At 68.8% G+C, this 20,996-nt stretch carries 19 protein-coding genes; 11 read left to right on the top strand and 8 right to left on the bottom strand.

Annotated features, from left to right (window positions below; genetic code table 11):
- Positions 1-10: 10 nt before the first annotated feature.
- On the bottom strand, positions 11-607 hold the full coding sequence (locus tag AOK17_RS03260) for an antibiotic biosynthesis monooxygenase (RefSeq protein ID WP_107102282.1): 597 nt from the start codon (positions 605-607) through the stop codon (positions 11-13).
- Positions 608-877: 270 nt separating this feature from the next.
- Between AOK17_RS03260 and AOK17_RS03255 the strand changes: the two genes are divergently transcribed.
- Entirely contained in the window at positions 878-1,669 is a 792-nt protein-coding gene (locus AOK17_RS03255; protein WP_055610726.1) for a DUF3050 domain-containing protein, read from the top strand.
- 151 nt (positions 1,670-1,820) lie between these two features.
- Here the strand turns inward: AOK17_RS03255 and AOK17_RS03250 are convergent, their stop codons facing one another.
- The gene (locus AOK17_RS03250; protein ID WP_055610725.1) at positions 1,821-2,810 is read right to left on the bottom strand and encodes a LacI family DNA-binding transcriptional regulator; all 990 of its coding nucleotides are present in this window, start codon (positions 2,808-2,810) and stop codon (positions 1,821-1,823) included.
- A 283-nt stretch (positions 2,811-3,093) separates the two neighbouring features.
- Between AOK17_RS03250 and AOK17_RS03245 the strand changes: the two genes are divergently transcribed.
- The 8 genes from AOK17_RS03245 to AOK17_RS03210 all read left to right on the top strand — a co-directional run bounded on the left by AOK17_RS03245 (position 3,094) and on the right by AOK17_RS03210 (position 14,811).
- The gene (locus AOK17_RS03245) at positions 3,094-4,020 is read left to right on the top strand and encodes a carbohydrate ABC transporter permease (RefSeq protein ID WP_055610724.1); all 927 of its coding nucleotides are present in this window, start codon (positions 3,094-3,096) and stop codon (positions 4,018-4,020) included.
- Between the two features lie 2 nt (positions 4,021-4,022).
- Entirely contained in the window at positions 4,023-4,970 is a 948-nt protein-coding gene (locus AOK17_RS03240; protein WP_055610723.1) for a carbohydrate ABC transporter permease, read from the top strand.
- 92 nt (positions 4,971-5,062) lie between these two features.
- Complete coding sequence (locus AOK17_RS03235; RefSeq protein WP_055610722.1) at positions 5,063-6,400, top strand: ABC transporter substrate-binding protein; 1,338 nt, start codon at positions 5,063-5,065, stop codon at positions 6,398-6,400.
- Positions 6,401-6,451: 51 nt separating this feature from the next.
- Positions 6,452-8,494: a beta-galactosidase gene (locus AOK17_RS03230; RefSeq protein ID WP_055610721.1), complete on the top strand. Its 2,043-nt coding sequence runs from the start codon at positions 6,452-6,454 to the stop codon at positions 8,492-8,494.
- Between the two features lie 119 nt (positions 8,495-8,613).
- Complete coding sequence (locus AOK17_RS03225) at positions 8,614-10,659, top strand: RICIN domain-containing protein (RefSeq protein ID WP_055610720.1); 2,046 nt, start codon at positions 8,614-8,616, stop codon at positions 10,657-10,659.
- A gap of 130 nt (positions 10,660-10,789) precedes the next feature.
- Positions 10,790-11,677 carry a LysR family transcriptional regulator gene (locus tag AOK17_RS03220; RefSeq protein ID WP_245696993.1) on the top strand — a complete coding sequence of 296 codons (888 nt, stop codon included), beginning with the start codon at positions 10,790-10,792 and terminating at the stop codon, positions 11,675-11,677.
- A gap of 210 nt (positions 11,678-11,887) precedes the next feature.
- On the top strand, positions 11,888-13,060 hold the full coding sequence (locus tag AOK17_RS03215) for an MFS transporter (protein ID WP_063997156.1): 1,173 nt from the start codon (positions 11,888-11,890) through the stop codon (positions 13,058-13,060).
- 29 nt (positions 13,061-13,089) lie between these two features.
- Entirely contained in the window at positions 13,090-14,811 is a 1,722-nt protein-coding gene (locus tag AOK17_RS03210) for a dolichyl-phosphate-mannose--protein mannosyltransferase (RefSeq protein WP_079052763.1), read from the top strand.
- A gap of 25 nt (positions 14,812-14,836) precedes the next feature.
- Here the strand turns inward: AOK17_RS03210 and AOK17_RS49800 are convergent, their stop codons facing one another.
- Positions 14,837-15,013 carry a hypothetical protein gene (locus tag AOK17_RS49800; protein ID WP_107102281.1) on the bottom strand — a complete coding sequence of 59 codons (177 nt, stop codon included), beginning with the start codon at positions 15,011-15,013 and terminating at the stop codon, positions 14,837-14,839.
- A gap of 266 nt (positions 15,014-15,279) precedes the next feature.
- Between AOK17_RS49800 and AOK17_RS03205 the strand changes: the two genes are divergently transcribed.
- Positions 15,280-15,714: an ATP-binding protein gene (locus AOK17_RS03205; protein ID WP_055610717.1), complete on the top strand. Its 435-nt coding sequence runs from the start codon at positions 15,280-15,282 to the stop codon at positions 15,712-15,714.
- A 52-nt stretch (positions 15,715-15,766) separates the two neighbouring features.
- Here AOK17_RS03205 and AOK17_RS03200 read toward each other — a convergent pair whose 3' ends face one another.
- From AOK17_RS03200 to AOK17_RS03180, 5 genes are all read right to left on the bottom strand, one after another.
- Positions 15,767-16,240, bottom strand: a complete 474-nt coding sequence (locus AOK17_RS03200) for an ATP-binding protein (protein ID WP_245696992.1) — start codon at positions 16,238-16,240, stop codon at positions 15,767-15,769.
- A gap of 119 nt (positions 16,241-16,359) precedes the next feature.
- The gene (locus AOK17_RS03195; protein WP_055610716.1) at positions 16,360-16,731 is read right to left on the bottom strand and encodes a hypothetical protein; all 372 of its coding nucleotides are present in this window, start codon (positions 16,729-16,731) and stop codon (positions 16,360-16,362) included.
- Positions 16,732-16,916: 185 nt separating this feature from the next.
- Positions 16,917-17,852 carry an anti-sigma factor RsbA family regulatory protein gene (locus AOK17_RS03190; RefSeq protein WP_055610715.1) on the bottom strand — a complete coding sequence of 312 codons (936 nt, stop codon included), beginning with the start codon at positions 17,850-17,852 and terminating at the stop codon, positions 16,917-16,919.
- A gap of 295 nt (positions 17,853-18,147) precedes the next feature.
- Positions 18,148-18,543: a DUF5133 domain-containing protein gene (locus AOK17_RS51515; protein WP_425424588.1), complete on the bottom strand. Its 396-nt coding sequence runs from the start codon at positions 18,541-18,543 to the stop codon at positions 18,148-18,150.
- Entirely contained in the window at positions 18,540-19,448 is a 909-nt protein-coding gene (locus AOK17_RS03180) for a SigB/SigF/SigG family RNA polymerase sigma factor (protein ID WP_107102280.1), read from the bottom strand. The genes AOK17_RS51515 and AOK17_RS03180 overlap by 4 nt, the downstream gene beginning before the upstream one ends.
- Before the next feature lie 442 nt (positions 19,449-19,890).
- Here AOK17_RS03180 and AOK17_RS03175 point away from each other — a divergent pair, with 442 nt between their 5' ends.
- Positions 19,891-20,769, top strand: coding sequence for an RNA polymerase sigma factor SigF (locus AOK17_RS03175; protein ID WP_055610743.1), 879 nt, complete (start codon positions 19,891-19,893; stop codon positions 20,767-20,769).
- Positions 20,770-20,996 lie beyond the last annotated feature (227 nt).

The raw sequence follows: 20,996 nt of genomic DNA, 5'->3' as shown, positions 1-20,996 counted from the left end.
TTGGTCGTTCTCAGCCTTGTGCAGCCCGTCGTTTGTGCCGTCCACGGATCGCCTGCAGCGGCGGGTACAGCCATTTCTTGAAGAAACGCTGCAGCCGCGGCATGAGTATCCACGTGACAATGGCCGTCACGGCCAGGCAGAGGAACAAGGTGCGGATGAGAGGGTTGAAGTCACCGAGATAAGGAAGCACCAGCAAATTGAATATGAGTACAGGAGGGAAGACCGCGCTCATATTCACGAACCATAACTTCCACTTCGGTGGCGGACGTGGTGCCGCCGCGGTCGCGGAAGGGGTTTCGGTCAGGGACTCGAACCAGGCCTTCGAACCCTGCACGGTCCGTCGGCCCGTCTCCCGGGCCAGCATCTCCCCACGGGCCTGCCACTCCGCCCGCTCGACCGAGTTGTCCCAGGCCACGGCCGAACCTTCACTGGTGAAGCGGTAGACCACATGCCACTCCGCCTCTCCGTCGACAAGTACGCCACCGCCGAGAAAGCCCGGTTCCTGCGCGGTCGCACGCAGCACACCCCACCCCCAGGAGTGGAACTCGGCCTCGCGGCCCGGTACCACTCGATACGCGACGGTGACGGTAACGGGATTCCTGGTCACGCCTCGGAATACGGAAAGGGAAGAGTTGATGTTCAACTCTCAACGGAGTTTTTGCGCGCAGCCGGGAAAGCAGCTCTTTGTCACCCTTCTGACCACCTTGGCCGCTTTTGTCACGCAGTACTTCGGGTAACATTTGTGAATTCCTGAAACCGCTTGCCGGGTTCTCGAAAAAGGCGGCACCATCGGTCTCGGGGGCACCGTTCGCCGGCGACGTGAAGAGTCGAGAGTCGAGCCGAATCAGCCGGATCCGAAAGAGCAAGAAGGAGATCCATGTCCAGGTATGACTGGAGCATGACCCACGAGGGAATCGACCGGGTGCGCGCCGAGATCGAACCGGCCAGAAAAGAAGTGACCGCCCATCCGATTTACCAGCGGATAAGCACCCGGGAGGACATGGCGACCTTCATGGAGCACCACGTCTTCGCGGTGTGGGACTTCATGTCGCTGCTGAAGTCCCTCCAGCGGGAGCTGACGTGTGTGGACGTCCCCTGGCTGCCGCGCGGTTCACAGGTGAGCCGTCGGCTCATCAACGACATCGTGCTGGTGGAGGAGAGCGACGAGCTGGACGGCGGCTTCACCAGCCACTTCGAGCTCTACCGGGGCGGCATGGCCGAAGCGGGGGCGGACACCTCACGCCTGGACACGTTCCTCGCGCTGCTCGGGGAGGGCCATGACGTGCAGGCTGCGCTGCGGGCCGCCCAAGTACCGGTCCCCGCGGCCGAGTTCGTCACCACGACGTTCGGGATCATCCTCGACAGGCCGCTGCACTGCCGGGCGGCGGCCTTCGCCTTCTCCCGGGAGGACCTCATCCCGGACATGTTCGACCAGGTGATCAAGAAGGAGGGCTCCGACCGGTTCCCGATCTTCTGCGACTACCTGGCCCGGCACATCGAGGTGGACGGCGAGGAGCACACACCCATGGCGATGGCCATGGTGGCGGACCTCTGCGGCGACGACGACACCCGCTGGAAGGAAGCCGCAGAAACGGCGACCCTAGCCCTGGAGGCCAGGTCCCACTTCTGGGACGCGATCGTGGGGGCCATGGAGAAGTCGGCCATCTGATCCGGCCGACGGCTCCCCTGGCCCCCCCTTCAGGGGCGCGGGGAACCGCGCGACCAGCCACGACGCAGCCGCACACGACAACGCACACCACGCCCCGTGCCACGCACGACGGACCCGCGGCCGACGACGCACACCCCGCGGCGCGACACGCTCACCGCGAACGCGGCGCCGCCGTACTGTCCCGCACCACGAGCCGCGTAGGCACAAGCGTCGTCCCGTGTTCCGCCGCGTCGTGCCGCATCTGCCGCAGCACGCCCTCCACACAGCGGCGCCCCACCTCGGCGAAGTCCTGGTGGACGGTGGTCAGCGGAGGCAGGAAGGACCCCGCCTCGGGGATGTCGTCGAAGCCGATGACACTGACGTCCTCGGGCACGTACCGGCCCTGCTCGTGCAGGGCCCTCAGCAGGCCCAGCGCCATCTGGTCGTTGGCCGCGAACACCGCCGTGCAGTCCCGCTGTGCGGCGAGTTCGAGGCCGGCCCGGTAGCCGGACTCGGCCGACCAGTCGCCGCGCACCAGCGGCGGCGCCGTGCAGCCCGCCTCGGTGAGTTCGGCACGCCAGGCGTCGGCGCGGCGCTGGGCCGCGAAGGACTCCTCGGGACCGGCCAGGTGCCAGACGGTCTCGTGACCGAGGTCGAGCAGATACCGCACCGCGGCGCGGGTCCCGCCCGCCTGGTCGGTGTCGACCACGGTGTAGCGGTCACCGGCGTCCGAGTCGGCCACGACGACCTGGATGTGCGGCGGCAGGGTGAGGGCCACCGCGTCGAGCAGGTGCACTTCCAGGATGACGATGACGGCGTCGACGGCCAGCTCCCCCAGCCGGGAGAACGCGCCGCGCACCTCGTCCTGCGTGGGAACGGCGACGGGCAGCAGCGTGACCGCGTACCCCTCGTGCGCCGCCGAGGTGGCGATCGCCTCCAGCGTGCGCACGTTGCCCGTGGTGGAGAGGCCGAAGGTGATGACACCGATGGTGCGGAACTCGCCGCGCTTGAGCGCCCGGGCGGCGCTGTTCGGCCGGTAGCCCAGTTCCTGCATGGCTGCCAGGACCTGCTGCCGGGTCTCCTCGTTCACACCCGCGTAACCGTTCGAGACTCGCGAGACGGTCTGCGAGGAGACGCCCGCCAGTCGGGCGACATCCGCCATGGACGCGCTCTGCGTCCGGCGGGAAGCCCGTTTTCCGGCCCGTGCCGGCGCCTTCGGCCTGCTCACCGAGGCGTTGTCCGCTGTGTCCACCCGTCTCCCTCGCTGTCCGAGCCGCAGTTTCCTCAAATGACCCTTGACCACCGTCAACGGGGCAGTGTAGACATGCCGCCATCAGATGTTTACGTAAACATAACAGGCCACGACCTGCTTCGGGACTGGATGTTTACGCAAACATCAGCGGCGCACGACGCCGGGTTCGCGAGAGGGACGAGCGAGGAACGACATGACGACGCTACAACCGCCGGCGGCAGCCAAGCGGCGCCCGGACCGGCCTCCGGCGAAACGGGACCGCCGCTCCTGGACGGGGTGGGGTTTCATCGGTCCCTTCGTGGCCGTGTTCGCCCTCGTCTTCCTGGCCCCGATCGTGTACTCGATCTACCTCAGCCTGTTCCGGGACCAGTTGATCGGTGGCACCACCTTCGTCGGCCTGGACAACTACACACAGGCATTGAAGGACGAGCAGTTCTGGGACTCGCTCGCACGGGTCGCGCTCTTCCTGGCCGTACAGGTTCCGATCATGCTCGGCATCGCCCTGCTGATCGCCCTCGCGCTGGACAGCGGGCGTCTGTACGGCAAGGACTTCTTCCGCATCGTGATCTTCCTGCCGTACGCCGTGCCCGCCGTGGTCGCCACCCTGATGTGGGGCTTCATGTACGGCACGAAGTACGGACTGGTGGGCGACATCAACTCGGCCTTCGATGTCACCCTGCCCGACCCGCTCTCGTCAGACCTGGTCCTGGCGTCGATCGGCAACATCGTCACCTGGGAGTTCATCGGCTACAACATGCTGATCTTCTACTCCGCGCTACGGGTCATCCCCAGCTCGCTCTACGAGGCCGCGGAGATCGACGGCGCCGGGCAGTTCCGGGTCATCAGCGCCATCAAGCTCCCCGCGATCCGTGGTGCCCTGGTCATCGCGACGATCTTCTCGATCATCGGCAGCTTCCAGCTCTTCAACGAGCCGGCCATCCTGCGACCGCTGGCGCGCAACGCGATCACGACGGACTTCACCCCGAACTTCTACACGTACTCGCTGTCCTTCAACGGCCAGCAGCACAACTACTCCGCGGCGGTCGCCATCATCATGGGCCTGATCACCATGGTCATCGCCTATGTCGTGCAGCTCCGCGGCATGCGCAAGGGAGCGTGAACATGAGCAGCTCCGTCACCACCGCCTCCCAGCCCGCACCCGCTCAGAACTCCGGCGGCTCCAAGGGCGTGCCCCGCCTGCGCACGCGCAAGGGGCACGTTCCCGGGCGCCCCAAGCGCAGCGTTCTGCTGACCGTGCTCACCGGCCTGATCCTCCTCTACACCGTGGTGCCCCTGGTGTGGCTGGTCATCAGCGCCACCAAGACCCAGGAAGGGCTCGCCGACTCGTCAGGGCTGTGGTTCAGCAACGACTTCGCCCTCTGGGACAACATCAGTCAGACGTTCTCGTACCACGACGGCATCTTCGTCCGCTGGCTGCTGAACACCCTGTTGTACGTCGTCCTCGGTGCCGGTGGTGCCACCCTCCTGGCGATCCTGGGCGGCTACGCGCTGGCGAAGTTCACCTTCCCCGGCAAGCGCGCCGTGTTCGCCGTGGTCATCGGTGCCGTCGCCGTCCCGGGCACCGCGCTGGCGGTGCCCACCTTCCTGATGTTCAGCAAGATGGGACTCACCGACACCCCGTGGGCGGTGATCATCCCCTCGCTGGTCTCGCCCTTCGGCCTGTATCTGATGTGGGTCTTCGCCACCGAGGCGATCCCCAACGAACTGATGGAGGCCGCCCGGATCGACGGCGCGGGCGAGATCCGCACCTTCTTCCAGGTGGCCCTGCCGCTGCTCGCCCCCGGCACCGTGACCGTGCTGCTGTTCACCACGGTCGCCACCTGGAACAACTACTTCCTGCCGTTGATCATGCTCAAGGACCCGGACTGGTATCCCCTGACCCTGGGTCTGGACGCCTGGAACAACCAGGCGCAGACGATCGGCGGTGACGTGATCTTCAACCTGGTGATCACCGGTTCGCTGCTCACCATCATCCCCTTGATCGCCGCGTTCCTGCTGCTGCAGAGGTTCTGGCAGTCCGGGCTCGCCGCCGGAAGCGTCAAGGAGTGACCCCGCCCGCAAGGCCCCCTCGGTCCCGTCTCTTTCACCTTCATCCCTTCACCCTCACCCTGTCCCACCCACGAAGAAGTGGAAGCACCTCCATGCGCAGAACCACACGCCGCCTGATGCGCGGCCTCGCCGTCCTCTCCGTCCTCGCCCTGGGCGCGACCGCCTGCGGCGGCTCCGACGACGACAGCTCCGGCCAGAAGCCGGTCTCCGCCGACGACATCCAGGCGGCCCTCAAGAAGGGTGGCTCGGTCACTGTCTGGGCCTGGGAGCCCACGCTGAAGTCGGTCGCCGCCGACTTCCAGAAGAAGTACCCCAAGGTCAAGATCAACCTGGTCGGCGAGCGCTCCGGCGACAAGCACTACACGGCCCTGTCGAACGCCATCTCGGCCAAGAAGGGCGTCCCCGACGTCGCGCAGGTCGAGTACTTCGCGATGAGCCAGTACGCCCTCACCAAGGGCCTCAGCGACCTGACCCCCTTCGGCGCGGACAAGCTCAAGTCCAAGTACACCCCGGGCCCGTGGAACGCGGTGAGCGAGGGCAAGGCGACCTACGGCCTGCCGATGGACTCCGGCCCGATGGCGTTGTTCTACAACAAGAAGGTCTTCGACAAGTACAAGATCGCCGTCCCGACCACCTGGGACGAGTACGTCGAGGCGGCCCGCAAGCTGCACGAGGCCGACCCCAAGGTCTTCATCGCCGCCGACGCCGGCGACGCCGGTCTCACCACCAGCCTGCTGTGGCAGGCCGGTTCGCGTCCCTACAAGGTCGACGGCACCAAGGTGTCGATCAACTTCGACGACGCGGGCGCCAAGAAGTACACCGCCACCTGGCAGAAGCTCATCGACGAGAAGCTCGTCGCACCCATCAACGGCTGGACCGACGACTGGTACAAGGGCCTGGGCGACGGCACCATCGCCACGCTGCCCAGCGGCGCCTGGATGCCGGCCAACTTCGAAACCGGCGTGAAGAACGCCTCCGGTGACTGGCGAGCGGCCCCGATGCCGGCCTGGACCAAGGGCGACAAGGCAAGCACCGAGAACGGCGGCAGCGCGCTGACCGTGCCCGCGCTGGGCAAGAACAAGGAACTCGCCTACGCCTTCGTCGAGTACGCGAACTCCGGTGACGGCGTCGCGACCCGCATCAAGGAGGGCGCCTTCCCGGCGACCACCGCGGAGCTCCAGGACAACGCGTTCCTGAACAAGGAGTTCCCGTACTTCGGCGGCCAGAAGGCCAACGAGATCTTCGCCGAGTCCGCGGCCAACGTCGCCTCCGACTGGTCGTACCTGCCCTTCCAGCAGTACGCCAACTCGATCTTCAACGACACCGTCGGCAAGGCCTACATCGGCGACACCAAGCTCTCCGCCGGCCTGAAGTCCTGGCAGGACGCCTCCATCAAGTACGGCAAGGAACAGGGCTTCACCGTCGACTAGTCCGACACACGACCCCATGCCGCCCCCCTGTGCCACTCCGGAAGGACCACGATGATCTCCACCCTCCTGTCCCAGCTGAACGGGCCGGACGGTGACTCCACCCCACGTCTCGCGTACGGCGCCGACTACAACCCCGAGCAGTGGCCTCGCGAGGTGTGGGAGGAGGACGTACGGCTGATGCGTGAGGCCGGCGTCAACCTGGTCTCCGTGGGGATCTTCTCCTGGGCCCGCATCCAGCCGGCCCGGGACGAGTGGGACTTCGGCTGGCTCGACGAGATCATGGGCCTGCTGCACTCGGCCGGCATCGGGGTCGACCTCGCCACCGCCACCGCGTCCCCGCCGCCCTGGCTCACCACGGCGCACCCGGAGATCCTTCCGGTGACCGCCTCCGGTGAGACGGTGTGGCCGGGGGCGCGGCAGCACTGGCGGCCCACCTCGCCCGTCTTCCGCGAGCACGCGCTGCGTCTGGTGCGGACGATGGCCGAGCGGTACGCGGACCATCCCGCGCTGGTGGCCTGGCACATATCCAACGAGCTGGGCTGCCACAACATCTACGACTACTCGGACGACGCGGCCCGTGCCTTCCGCGACTGGCTGCGCGACCGGTACACCACCCTCGACGCCCTCAACCACGCCTGGGGCACGGCCTTCTGGTCGCAGCGCTACAGCGACTGGGAGCAGATCCTGCCGCCGCGGCTGGCCGCCTCCCACCCGAACCCCACGCAGCAGCTGGACTTCAAGCGCTTCTCCTCCGACGCGCTGAAGGAGTACCTGCGCGCGGAGCGGGACGTGCTGCGGGAGATCACCCCCGATGTGCCGGCCACCACCAACTTCATGGTGATGGGCAACACCAAGGGCATGAACTACCCGGACTGGGCGGGCGAGATCGACTTCGTCTCCAACGACCACTACGTCCACCCGGGCCCGCAGGACCGCGACGAGCTGTCCTTCTCCGCGAACCTCACCAGCGGTATCGCGAGCGGCCGTCCGTGGTTCCTGATGGAGCACTCCACCAGCGCCGTCAACTGGCAGCCCGTCAACGTGGCCAAGCGGCCCGGCGATCTGGCCCGCGACTCGCTGCTGCACGTCGCGCACGGCGCCGACGCCGTGTGCTACTTCCAGTGGCGCCAGTCCGCGGCCGGCGCCGAGAAGTACCACTCCGCGATGGTGCCGCACGCCGGTGCCGACAGCGAGGTCTTCCGCGCGGTCACCGACCTCGGCCGGACCCTCAAGACCCTTGCCCCGGTCGCGGGCACCGAGCGCGAGCCCGCCCGGGTCGGGATCGTCTACGACTGGGACTCGTGGTGGGCGAGCGAGCAGGACTCCCACCCGACCGCCCTGCTCGACTACCGCCAGGAGGCGCTGGACTGGTACTCCGCGCTCCTCGCCCTCGGCGTCCGGGCGGACGTCGTCACCACCACGGCCGACCTCGACCGGTACGACGTGCTGATCGCACCCGTGCTGCACGTGATCCCGGCGCCGCTGGCCAAGGAGCTCACGCGGTACGCCGAGACGGGCGGCCACCTGGTCACCACGTACTTCTCCGGTGTCGTCGACGAGAACGACCACATCTGGCTCGGCGGTCATCCGGGAGCGCTGCGCGACCTCCTCGGCATCCGCATCGAGGAGTTCGGGCCGCTGCTCGCCGGTGACAGCGTCGACCTGGACGGCGCCGGCCCGGGCACCCTGTGGACCGACCGGATCACCGTCACCGACCCGACGGTGGAGGTGCTGGCCCACTACCGCACCGGTACGTACGCGGGCATGCCCGCCGTCACCCGCCGTGCGGCGGGTCAGGGCTCGGCCTCGTACGTCTCCACCCGCCTCGGTGTCGACGGGCTGGCCGGTCTGCTGCCGGAGCTGCTCGGCCCGGCCGGCGTCCGGAGTGAACTGCCCGCCGACGCACGGGGATCGGTCGAGCAGACCGTGCGCCGCGGGCCCGACGGCCGCTTCCTGTTCCTGGTCAACCGGACCGACGAGAGCGTGCCGCTGACCGGCCTCCCGGGTGAGGTCCTGGTCGGCGACACCGACGCCGAGGGCGGTCTCGTCCTCGGGCCGAGGGACGTCGCCGTGGTGCGACAGCCCGCCGGCTGACCCACTCCCCCGCACACCGCCGACTCCTCGAACGGCACCGCACTCGTTCGAGGGCCATCCCTCCTGCCCGACGGGCGGGAGGTCAATCGCAGCTACCACCACCGCAGTTGGGAGCACAGATGGCACGCCGCACCCGCAACAGACGGCTCCTCGGAGCCGCCGGCCTCACCGCACTGGCCACCGGGGCCGCCCTGGTCTCCGCCCCGTCGTCCACCGCACAGGTCACGGCCGCGGACACCGCCGCCGTCACCGTGCGGCCCGACCCCTCGTACGAGCAGGAGAAGTTCGAGGGCTGGGGCACCAGCCTGGTCTGGTTCGCCAACGCCACCGGGGACTATCCCAAGGAGATACGCGAGAAGCTCGCCAAGCTCCTGTTCGGTGACGACGGCCTGGCGCTGAACATCGCCCGCTACAACATCGGCGGTGGCAACGCCCCGGACGTCGAGGACTATCTGCGCGCCGGAGGTGCCGTCGAGGGCTGGTGGAAGGCCCCGGCCGGCACCACCCGCGAGGACACCGACTGGTGGAGCGCCGACGACCCGGCGGACTGGAACAAGAACGCCGACGCCACCCAGCGCTGGTGGGTCGACCGCATCAAGAAGGACATCGACCACTGGGAGACGTTCAGCAACTCCCCGCCGTGGTTCATGACGAAGAGCGGCTATGTCTCCGGTGGGTTCAACGCCACCGAGGACCAGCTCAAGACCGAGTCGGTCGACGACTTCGCCGCCTACATGGCCGGCGCGACCAAGCGTCTCGAGAAGGCCGAGGGCATCAAGGTCGACACGATCGACCCGTTCAACGAGCCCAACACCAACTACTGGAGCACCCGCCTGGGCGCCGACGGCGAGCCCGTCGGCGGCCGTCAGGAAGGGGCGCACATCGGCCCCGAGCTCCAGCAGAAGGTCATCAAGGCCCTGGCCCCGGCGCTGAAGAAGGCGAAGACCAAGGCGGAGATCTCCGCGATGGACGAGACCAACCCGTCCATCTTCTCGACGAACTGGAACACCTATCCGCAGGAAGTGCGGGACCTCGTCGACCAGATGAACGTCCACACCTACGGCACCGGCCAGCGGACCACCGTGCGCGACCTGGCCAAGGCGGCCGACAAGCCGCTGTGGCAGAGCGAGGTCGAGGGCGACTGGGGCGACGGCCAGAGCTTCACGGACATGCGGCCGGGCCTCGGTCTCGCCCAGCGCATCGTCGACGACCTGCGTGAACTGGAGCCCAAGGCCTGGGTGTTCTGGCAGCCCGTCGAGGACTACGACAACATGAAGCCGGGCGGCGAGTCGGCCAAGGGCGGCAACTGGGGCAGCATCCAGCTCCCGTTCAGCTGCACCTCGAAGGACACCCTGAAGTCGTGCCCGATCTACACGAACACGAAGTTCGACACGGCCCGCAACTTCACGCACTACATCAAGCCCGGTGACCGGCTGATCAAGACCGACGACACCTCCAGCGCCGCCGCCGTCTCCAAGAAGGGCAACGGCGCAACGGTCGTCCACGTCAACAGCACCACCGACGCCCGCGCGGTCACGGTCGACCTGTCGAAGTTCGGCAAGGTCAGCCACGGTGCCACCGTCACCCCGGTCGTGACCAGCGCCGACGGCAAGCTCGAACGCCACAGGGCCGTCAAGGTCAGTGACCGCAAGGCCACCTTCACGGTGCCCGCGCAGTCGGTGACCTCCTTCGTCGTCAAGGGTGTCTCGGGCGTCGCGAAGGACGCGGCCGAGCTGCGCAAGGGCCACTCCTACGAGCTGACCGGCGTCCAGAGCGGCAAGGCGCTCACCGTCGCCGACAACGGCACGGGCCTCGTCATCAGGACCTCCGCGGGAGACGCGGCCGGCCAGGAGTGGAAGCTGCGGCAGATCTCCGGTGACACCGGCAACCGGCAGCGGTACGTCTTCACCAACCCGGTGGAGGGCAAGCGTCTGGCGGTACGTGACGGTGCCCCGGTGCTGGAGGCCGACTCCGGCCCGCGCGACAAGGCCACCCAGTGGATCATGTCGTCGACCGGTGACGGCACCTGGACCCTCGTCAACGCGGCCACCGGACGGCTGCTGGAGGTCGGCGGCCAGGCCACGAACGACGGAGCCGCCGTCACACTGTGGACACCCAACTCCGGCGCCAACCAGCGCTGGAGGGTCACGGACGTGACCGACTAGGACCGGCCGCCGCCCCGGAGGCAGGCGCCCGGACGCACCCTCTGTCGCACAGCCTGTCCCGCAGCTCTGTGCCCGCCGTCGCGCACGGCGGGCACAGAGCTGCGTTCGCGGACGTTCCACCTTGAAGAAGATGAGCCACACCCCGGGAGAGCCAGTGGATCTGCGGCAGATGGAGGTCGTCATCGCGGTGGCCGAGGAGGGCGGCTTCACCGCGGCGGCGCAGCGGCTGCACATCGTCCAGTCCGCCGTGTCGAGCACGGTGCGCGCCCTGGAACGCGAGCTGGGCACCCCGCTGTTCGACCGCACCACGCACCGGGTCTCGCTGACTCCGGCCGGTGAAGCGTTCGTACCGGCGGCCCGGGCCGCGCTACGGGCCGCGGACCAGGCGCGGGCTGCCGTCGACGTCGTACAGGGACAGCTGCGGGGGCGGATCACGGTCGGCACGATGCAGGGGGTCTGGGCCGACCTGCACCGACCGCTGGCCGCCCTGCGGGCCGAACACCCGGGCGTGGTGGTGCGGCTGCGGCAGGCGGCCGTCGTCGACATCCGCCAGGCGCTGCGCGAGGGCACGGTGGATCTGGCCGTGGTCGCCCTCGACCGTCAGCAGCAGCGGGGACTGGTCACCCGGCTGCTGTCCCGTGAGGAGATGGTCCTGGTGAGCGCTCCGGGGCGGACGTTCCCCGTGACGGACGGGAAGGTCGCGCTCGCCGACGCCGCCCGGCTGCCGCTGGTGGACTTCACTCCCGGCTGGGCGATCCGGCTCGCCGTGGACAAGGCGTTCCGGGCGGCCTCCGTCGACCGCGAGCCGACCTTCGAGGTCAACGACATCGTGGCGGCGTCCGAACTCGTCCGCAACGACCTGGGTGTGTGCGTCATGCCCGTCTCGATCGCGGACCGGTTCCCCGACCTGACGACCCACCACTTCGAACGTCACGCGCCGAACTGGAAAGTCATGGTGGTCAGGCCACGGGGCGAGGCACCCCCGGCGGTCGACGCGCTGCTGCGGCACATGACCTGACGGAAGCCGGGTCGTGCCACGGCTCGACCGGTCCCGGGTCGCTCACCACTCCGTGCGTCATCTCCGTCGGAGATGACTGACATCTCGAACCATCGCCCCGACGAGGGAAGCACAGAGGTGCCCCCGAACGCTGACAGAACCATGAACGTCCTCCAGAGCTCGCACGACGACCACACCTCGGGCCGGTCCACCGGCACGGCCGCACTCGGTGTGCCGGGATGGCTGGTCGTGCTCCTGGCCACCGCCTCCGGCATGACGGTCGCCAACCTGTACTACGCCCAGCCCCTGTTGTCCTCGCTGCGCGACGTCTTCCACGTCGGCGAGACGGCCGCCGGCGGGCTGATCACCCTCACCCAGGTCGGCTACGTCCTGGGCATGCTCCTGCTCGTCCCGCTCGGCGACCGGCTGGAGAAGCGCCGCCTGATCACGGTGCTGCTGGCGGTCACCACGCTCGCCCTCCTCGCCGCCGGTCTCGCGACGAGCTTCCCCATGCTGCTGATCGCCTCCCTGATCAGCGGCGGCACGTCGGTCGTCGCCCAGATCCTCGTGCCCTTCGCCGCGAGTCTCGCCCCGGACCACACCCGCGGCCGGATCGTGGGCCGGGTGATGAGCGGTCTGCTCACCGGCATCCTGCTCTCCCGCACCCTGAGCAGCCTGGTCTCGGACGTGGCCGGCTGGCGCGTCGTCTATCTGGGCTCCGCCGTCCTGATGGCACTGCTGGCACTGGCCCTGCACGCCGCCCTGCCCCGCCAGGCCGCCACCACCGCGATCCCGTACATCCAGGTGCTGCGTTCCACCCTCCGACTGATGCGCGTCCACCCGGCGTTGCTGCGCCGCGGGCTCTACCAGGCGGCGATGTTCGGTGCGTTCAGCGCGTTCTGGACCACCGTCTCGTACGTCCTCACGGGCCCGCGATTCCACTACTCCCCCGTCGGAGTCGGTGTCTTCGCGCTCGTCGGAGCGGCCGGGGCGGCCGTGGCCCCCTTCGCGGGCCGTTGGGCCGACCGCAAGCTGGTGCGTCCGATGACCGGCGCCGGGCTCGTCGCCGCGGCCGTCGCCTTCGCGGTCGCCGGGATCGGCCAGGAGCACATCCTGCTGCTGGCGCTGGCCGCCGTGCTCCTCGACATGGCCGTGCAGACCACCCTGATCCTCGGTCAGCACACCGTCTACCAGCTCGACGCGAACGCGCGGGCTCGGCTGAACAGTGCCTTCATCGCCCTCTTCTTCGTCGGCGGCGCCCTGGGTTCGCAGTTCGGCTCGCTCGCCTTCCACGCCGGCGGCTGGACGGCGGTGGCTCTCCTCGGTACCGCCCTCCCTGTCCTGGCCCTCCTCTACTGGGCCACGGAGTTCCGCGACCGGACAGGGGTGGCCGAAAACGCATGAGCTGAACATCCGTTCCCTACGATGACCCGGTGACCAGTGACATCGCGGCGCAGGTGGGCGCCGACGCCGACGCCCACCCGAAGACGGATCCCCCTCCCTGGGCGAGGCGGCTGCGCCGGTTCGGCTACGCGGGGCGCCCACGGACCGACACCCGCGACCTTCTGGTCCCGCCCTTCCCGGAGCCCGGCACGCGCGTCGGCGAGGCTCTGGGGCTCAGCACGGAACTGACCCACCGCGTCATGAAGGCGATGGGCTGGGTCGGTCCGGTCCTCGTCGCCGTCCTCGCCGGAGCGATCCGCTTCTGGAACCTGGGCCAGCCGCGGTCCGTCGCCTTCGACGAGACGTACTACGCCAAGGACGCCTGGGCGCTGCTGAAGCTCGGCTACGAGGGGACGTGGCCGGACCGCAAGATCGCCGACCCGCAGATCCTGGCGGACCCCCAGGTGATCCCGCTGTCCGACACCGGGACCTTCGTCGCGCACCCGCCGATGGGCAAGTGGGTGATCGCCCTCGGTGAGTGGATGTTCGGCCTGAACCCCTTCGGCTGGCGTTTCATGACGGCGGTGCTCGGCACGCTGTCGGTGCTGATGCTGTGCCGAATAGGCCGCCGGCTGTTCCGTTCGACGGCGCTGGGCTGTCTGGCCGGGCTGCTGTTGGCGGTGGACGGCCTGCACTTCGTGATGAGCCGGATCGCTCTGCTCGACCTCGTCGTCATGTTCTTCGTGCTGGCCGCGTTCGGGTGCCTGCTGGTCGACCGGGACCGGGCGCGGGCCCGTCTCGCGGAAGCCCTGCCGGTGGACGCGGACGGCTTCGCGGGTCCGCATCAACACACCGGCGAGCACGCGGGGATGGGCGTTCGGCCCTGGCGGATCGCGGCCGGCGCGATGCTCGGCCTGGCAGCCGCGAGCAAATGGAACGGCCTCTACGTCCTGGCGTTCTTCATGGTCATGACCGTGCTGTGGGACGTCGCCTCCCGCCGTGTCGCCGGCGCGCGTCGCCCCTATCTGTCGGTGCTGCGCAAGGATCTCGGCTGGTCCGTGCTGTCCCTCGCGCCGGTCGCCCTGGTCACGTATCTGATGACCTGGAGCGGCTGGTTCCTGTCCGACAAGGGCTACGGACGGCACTGGGCGGACGGCCGGGGCGGCCCGTGGTCGTGGATCCCCGCCTCGCTGCGCAGCCTGTGGCACTACGAGCACGGGGTCTACGAGTTCAACGTGGGGCTGGACTCCTGGCACCGCTACGAGTCCAACCCGTGGAGCTGGCTGGTCCTCGGACGGCCGGTGGCGTACTCGTACGAGACGGACTTCGCACAGGACGGCTGCCGTACCGCGTCGGGCTGCTCCCAGGCGGTGCTCGCGCTGGGCACCCCGCTGCTGTGGTGGTCGGCGTGCTTCGCGCTGCTCTATCTGCTCTACCGGTGGGCGCTGCGCCGCGACTGGCGCGCGGGCGCCGTCCTGTGCGCGGTGGGCGCCGGCTATCTGCCCTGGTTCCTGTACCAGGACCGTACGATCTTCTCGTTCTACGCGGTCGTCTTCGTGCCGTATCTGTGCCTGGCCGTCGCGATGCTGGTGGGCGCGATGCTCGGGCCGCCGGGGTCGAGCGAGAGACGCCGGGCCGTGGGAGCGATGAGCGCGGGTGTCCTCGTGCTGCTCATCCTCTGGAACTTCATCTACTTCTTCCCGATCTACACGGGTGCGACGATCCCGTATCCCAACTGGCATTCGAGGATGTGGCTCGACACCTGGATCTGAGGGATACGGGACCGCGCTCCGTATGTCACCTTCGGCGGCCCCTGGTAGCCAGGCCGCTGCCGACCCCGGCAAGGTGCAGGGCCAGCACGATCAGCCCTATCAGCATCACGTTGGTCGAGGTGAAGACGTCGTTGGTCGAGATCTCCGCGGCATTGATCAGGAACGCGATGAGGAACAGGACGGCCGCTGCCATGCCGAGCATGGATTCCCCTCTCTGGGTTTCCGGAATGGGTTCAGTTCCCACTCCCACTCGACGAGTGCCCCGGCCCGGCCGGATCAGACACCCATGACCCCGGCTGATCGTGGTACTCGCCGACCACAGCGGAATCCCCGCAGACCGCCGCATTCCGGAGTCCCTGCCATCGTCTCCGGAACCGGACGAGTAAGCCCTTTGCCGTCGGGAAGCAGCAACGGTGGAAGCAAAGCAAGCACCACAGCCCCACAGGGAGTGGGCTGGGGGAAGCCGTGATGGCGATCGAGCCGCGTTGGGACGACAAACTGCCTTCCGAGGAGACTTACACCCAGACCACCGAATTCGCCGGCGAACCGTCCGATGTGACGGGCTCACGACTCGCCGCGGAGGCGTTCCTCCTTGCGCTCACGCGCGCCTCGCCGCCGGCGGAGCCCGAACGCTGGGACGACATCCTGCTTGTCGTCACGGAGTTGGCCGCCAACGCGGTGCAGTACGCGCCGGGGCCGTTCACGCTGCACCTGCGGCGCACGTTCGACGGCGTACACGTGACGATGCACGACACCAGCACCACGCCACCGGCACCTCGCCCGTTCCGCCCCGGCCGGAACGACGGGGGCGTGGGGTGGCATCTGATCCATACGCTGTGCGACCAGGTGAGCGTGGTGCCGACCGAGAAGGGCAAGGACATCCACGTGTTCATGCCGTGGTGACGTTCCCCGGCGTTCCCTGGATTGTCCTACGGCTCCTGATTCACCGCAGTAGCTACGGCGCGGTCTGGAGCGGCACCAGGACGCTGATGGTCTTGCCGCCTCCCGGGCGCCTTTCGATGGCGATGTCGCGCGCCAGCCGGATGATCAGCGGCCAGCCGAAGCCGTTGCCGTGATGGACCGGGGGAAGGCCGCCCGAGCCGAAGGCGGCGGCGGGGACGACGTCACTGTTGTCGTGCACGGCCAGCCGCACGCCCTCGCGCGTGGGCGTCGCCTCGACCCCGACCAGCCCGCCCCCGTGCCGGACGGCGTTCGCGGCCAGCTCCGAGACGACCAGCAGGAGATCGATGACAGCGGTCTCCGTCGCCCTGCGGGACGGGGTGTTCCACTGTTCCAGCACCACGGCGCGGACGTGGGCACGGGCCATCGCCGCGGTGGTGATCGGAACGGCCGTCATCGACGTCCCACCGGCCCTGCGATCGGGCATGTGGTCGGGCGACGCGAAGGCAGTCGTGTCGATTCGGTCCATATCCGTCGTGCCCCTGAGATCTGCTCGCTCGATGCCGGGTCCCGGAACGGGTCCGTCGACATCCGTCTTCCCACTGAGCGCACGACCATGGGTGCGAATCCCCCGACCGTCGTGCCGGGTCAGGGTGTGGTCGCCTGTCGTGGAGGCAGACTCCGGTAGTAGCCGCCGACACCGGCGAGGTACTCGGGGTCCAGCGTCTCTCGATCGGTCTTGAACCGCGGCGCGGCCTTTATCTCCTCCTCGGTGCACGCCACCCTGACCTCCTTGGCCTGCGTGTCGACGGCGGTGACGACGCCCACGGGTATCAGCACGCTGCTGCCGAACAGCCAGACTCCGGTGTCCACGATCAGATGGCGCAGGCCCGAGTCGTCGGCCTGCCGGTCCACATGCCCGATCGTGCCGTCGGACGCCACCACCGTGAACCCCGTGAGCTGCTGCCCCTCCGTGTGCCCGCTGTCCCCTGCGTACGACCAGATTCTGTCGGTGACCACGCCGCTCCTTCCGTCCGTGTGCGTTCCGTCTCGTGTGAGACCGGGTGGAGCACCGCGGCCGGACGTCCGCCGCCCGTCGTGCTCCACGGGCAGCAAATACCCTGCCGATGGACTGGCATTCGCAACGATTTCGCCGAAAGGGCCTTCCGGCGTGCTTTACGCGCACGCCGCCACGTCCGCGTGCTCTATGCGCGCGCCACGTAGCTGCGGATCGTCGTGCCGTGCTCATCGGTGTGCACGCGGACCAGATCCGAAAGGTGGTGAACGAGGAGGAGGCCTCGGCCGCCGAGTTGGTCGGGGGGTGCCGGGCGGCGGCCCACGAGGGGGTCGGTCAGGCGGCCGGTGTCCTGGACCTCACAGACGATCTGCTCGCTCTCCGCCCACAGGCGCAGCGTTCCCCTGCCGCCGGCGTGCACCACGCTGTTCGTGGTCAACTCCGCCACGACCAGCGCCAGATCCTGGAGGCGGACGGCTCCCATCCCCCGCTCCCGCGCTTCCTGGAGCGCGAAGTCCCGGGTGACGGGCAGGGCTTCGGCGTCGAACCGGACGGTCGCCGCCCCTGGCGGACACAGCAGCGGTTCGTTGTAGCGGTCGAGCACCTTCACCGGGTCGTAGGCGCCGCTGACCGACTGATGACCCGCGGTGATGAGCAGAGGGTGCGTGGCGTGGGCATCGGCGAGGACGTCGTCCGGCAGCGTCCGCGCGTCGTACGGACAGAGGATGGTCACGTCCCGGCCGCGGAACGCCGCGTTGATCAGGGCCTCGTGCTGGACGCAGGCGGGATACTCCGTGGCGGTGCGACCGGACCAGATCGGTTCGCCGATGATGCGCACAGGGCCGCCGCGCCTGGCGTCGGCGAAGGCCCGGAGGACCGACGGGATGATGCGGCCGGGGTTGCGGCCGGCTCTGGTCATGTCGACAAAGTGGACGGCCTCGGCCGCCGTTCCCAGCGCGGCCGAGATCACTTCCAGCCGCGGGACGGGGGCGGCCACCGCGACGGGCTCCGACGCCGCCAGTCCCTCCAGGAGGAAGGGCACGGTCCCGGCCACGTACTCCTCGTCACCGCGGTAGAAGAGCGCGGGATGGACGAAGGGGGCGTCCTCGGTCGCCGTCGTCGTCATGCCGCCCCACCAGTCTTCGGGGGTAGGGGCCGAGAGGTCTGGGACATCCGCCACCGCCCGGCCCGGGTCTCGTGGGCACCGGGCACGAAGCCGACCGTCGGCCGACTCGGCCGGGGCGGCCCACCGCCGCGGGACCTCGACACGGACAACGATCTGTCCGTGCTGCCCATCAGGTCCACCGGTGCCACCCCGGGGGCCACAATACGCCGTCGCACTGACGTTCCATGAACGTGCCCGCGTCGGCGTCGCGCATCCCGCGGGCCGGTCGCACGTCTGCGCGCCCGGCCCGCGGGGTTCACCTGGAGACTGCCTCTCCGCCGTCACGCGCCTCGGGACCGCCCGTACCGGGAGGCCGTGGAGCCGGCAGCGCCACCGGCTCCACGGGTGCTACGGGTGCCACGGGCCGCATCGGAACCACGGGCCGCCGGACGGCCGCGAGATGGCGGCGCGCCCTCTCCAGAGCACGCCTCACGTCTCGCGTGCCGGTCGACACGCAGAGGGTGTACGCGAGGTCCTGCGCCCGCTGGTCCGGTTTCGCCACGGCGCCGCTCTCGTCCTCAGGGACGATCAGCGCCTCGTACTCGTCCACGAGCCTGCGCAGGGTCGCGGGGTGGGGCATCAGCATCGGACTCACTCCTCCGGCCTCCTCGGCTTCCTCGGCCTTCTGGGCCTCACCGGCTTTCCGTGTCACGCGGCCCTGGTGCGTCCGTCGCTGTCGGTCCGCCCGTCGGCATCGGGGTGACCGGCTCCGGACTGCTGCCCGCCCATCGCCTCGTCCCTGACACGCGCGCAGCTGCGGGTGATGAGACGTGAGACGTGCATCTGGGAGATGCCGAGCACATCGGCTATGCGCGTCTGCGTCATGTCCTCGAAGAAGCGCATGTACAGGATGGCCCGCTCGCGTTCGGGCAGCCGGCGCAGTCCCTCCCTGGCCGCTTCCCGGTCGACGACCAGCTCGTACGAGGAATCGACGTCTCCCAGCGTGTCCGCGAGGCTGTAGTTGTCTTCCGCGGAGGCGAGTTCGGCGTCAAGGGACAGCGTGCTGAAGCTCTCCATCGCTTCCATCCCCGCGCCGACCTCGTCCTCCGTCAGCCCGGTGTGTGCCGCGATCGCGGCCACCGTCGGCTCCGGGGATCCGGGATTCAGCGTGAGATCCCGACGGGCCAGCCGCACCTTGTTCCGTAGTTCCTGGACCCGGCGGGGCACTCTGAGCGCCCACATCCGGTCCCGGAAGTGGCGCTTCACCTCACCGGTGATGGTGGGCACGGCGTAACTCTCGAACGCCCCGCGCGAGGGGTCGTACCGGTCGACGGCCTTCACCAGCCCCATGGCCGCGACCTGGCGCAGGTCCTCGACCGACTCGCCCCGGTCGCGAAAACGGCCGGCGATCCGGTGGGCCATGGGCAGCCATACGGTCACCAGTTCGTCGCGTACGGCGTCCCGTTCGGGGCCGTCCTCCAGTTCGGCGAGCCGGGCGAACGCGGCCGCGGCGTCAGGAGCGTCGTCGTGCGAGTGCTTCGCGTGGGTGGACGGGTGCTTCGCATGGGCGGACGGCCGGGTGGATGAGTCCGGCCGGACAGCCGTCTCCGTGCTCATGGGCTCGCCAGGTCGATTAATCGACAAATCGCTAGACATATGGATTCGCTCCTGAGCATTGGCTTGCGGGGGAATGCCGCAGGAGGAGTGGTGTCGCCCGAGACGCCCGGAGGCCCCCGGAGCTCACACCTACTCGCTCCTACGGACGTGCCTCCGGTCCGAAGCACGAAATTCCGCTTGCCCGTGCTTCCCGAGGGAAAACACCGCTTCTCGAAATCGACCACGCGGTGCGGCGGCGGGATTCTCGTCCCGTCACGGCTCCGGCCTGGCCTCGTCTCCGGTCGGCGCCCGCCCGAAACCCCCTCAAGAAAGGGAACAAAGGGGCGACTTCCGGCCAGATCCTCCCGGCAACCTATTTCTCTTACCTCTTGGAGGGAGTGAGCGGCCCGAAGCAGGGCATGCGGGCTTTGACACATCAGCGCCGACGAGTGGGGTGGACGGCATGACAGCCGTGACGGCAGGCGAAACAACGGCCACGGCACAGCGCACGCAGACAGTCGACGAGACGGCACTGCCTCTCATCGACGAACCGTCGCTGATCAAGCCGAAGGACGCTCGCGAGCTGTCCCGACAGTTCTTCGACCGCCTGGCCGTGCTGGAGGAAGGCACGCGCGAGTACCAGTACGCGCGCAACACCCTGATCGAGATGAACCTGTCCCTCGTCCGGTACGCGGCCTCCCGGTTCCGCGGCCGGGGCGACTCGATGGAGGACATCGTCCAGGTCGGCACCATCGGGCTCATCAAGGCCATCGACCGGTTCGAGCTGACCCGCGAGGTGGAGTTCACCTCCTTCGCCGTCCCCTACATCGTCGGCGAGATCAAGCGGTTCTTCCGCGACACGAGCTGGGCCGTCCATGTGCCGCGCCGGCTGCAGGAGGCCCGGGTCGAGCTGGCGAAGGCCACGGAGGAACTGCGGACGCGTCTGGGGCGTACGCCCACGACCGCCGAGCTGTCGCAGCTCATGTCGCTGCCCGAGGAAGAGGTCATCGAGGCCCGCAAGGCGGCGAACTGCTACAACTCCTCATCGCTCGACGCGGCCCTCACCTCCGACGGCGACTCGCAGGGCGAGACCGTCCTGGCCGACTTCATCGGCGAGGACGACCACGCGCTGGAGCTCGTGGACGACCTCCACTCCCTGTCCCCCCTCATCGCCGAACTCGACGAGCGCGAGCGCCTCATCATCCATCTGCGGTTCGTCGAGGAGCGGACCCAGGCGGAGATCGGTGAGGTCCTCGGCATCTCGCAGATGCATGTGTCGCGACTGATCAGCCGCATCATCAAGCGGCTGCGCGCCGGTCTGCTCGATCCCTCGGTGGCGTGAAGCACCGTCCCGTCGGCAGCCTGACGCCGCACTGAATCGTCGAGCCCGCCGTCCCGCTCTCGCGAACGTTCCCACCTCGCGACAGCAGGGCGGCGGGCTCCGTCGTGCGCGGCTCCGGTGGCGTTTTCCAGGCAAGATCACCCTCCCCGGCACCAATCTGGCTCGAGCTTTGTTCACGGCATGACCTTCGGGTTAGCCTGCGGCGTACTTCTTCGACGGGCGGCCCC

The organism is Streptomyces phaeochromogenes (assembly GCF_001418655.1).
Taxonomy (GTDB): Bacteria; Actinomycetota; Actinomycetes; order Streptomycetales; family Streptomycetaceae; genus Streptomyces; species Streptomyces phaeochromogenes.
The sequence above is the reverse complement of the archived record's forward strand: the minus strand, read 5'-3'. Positions and strand labels throughout refer to the sequence as shown.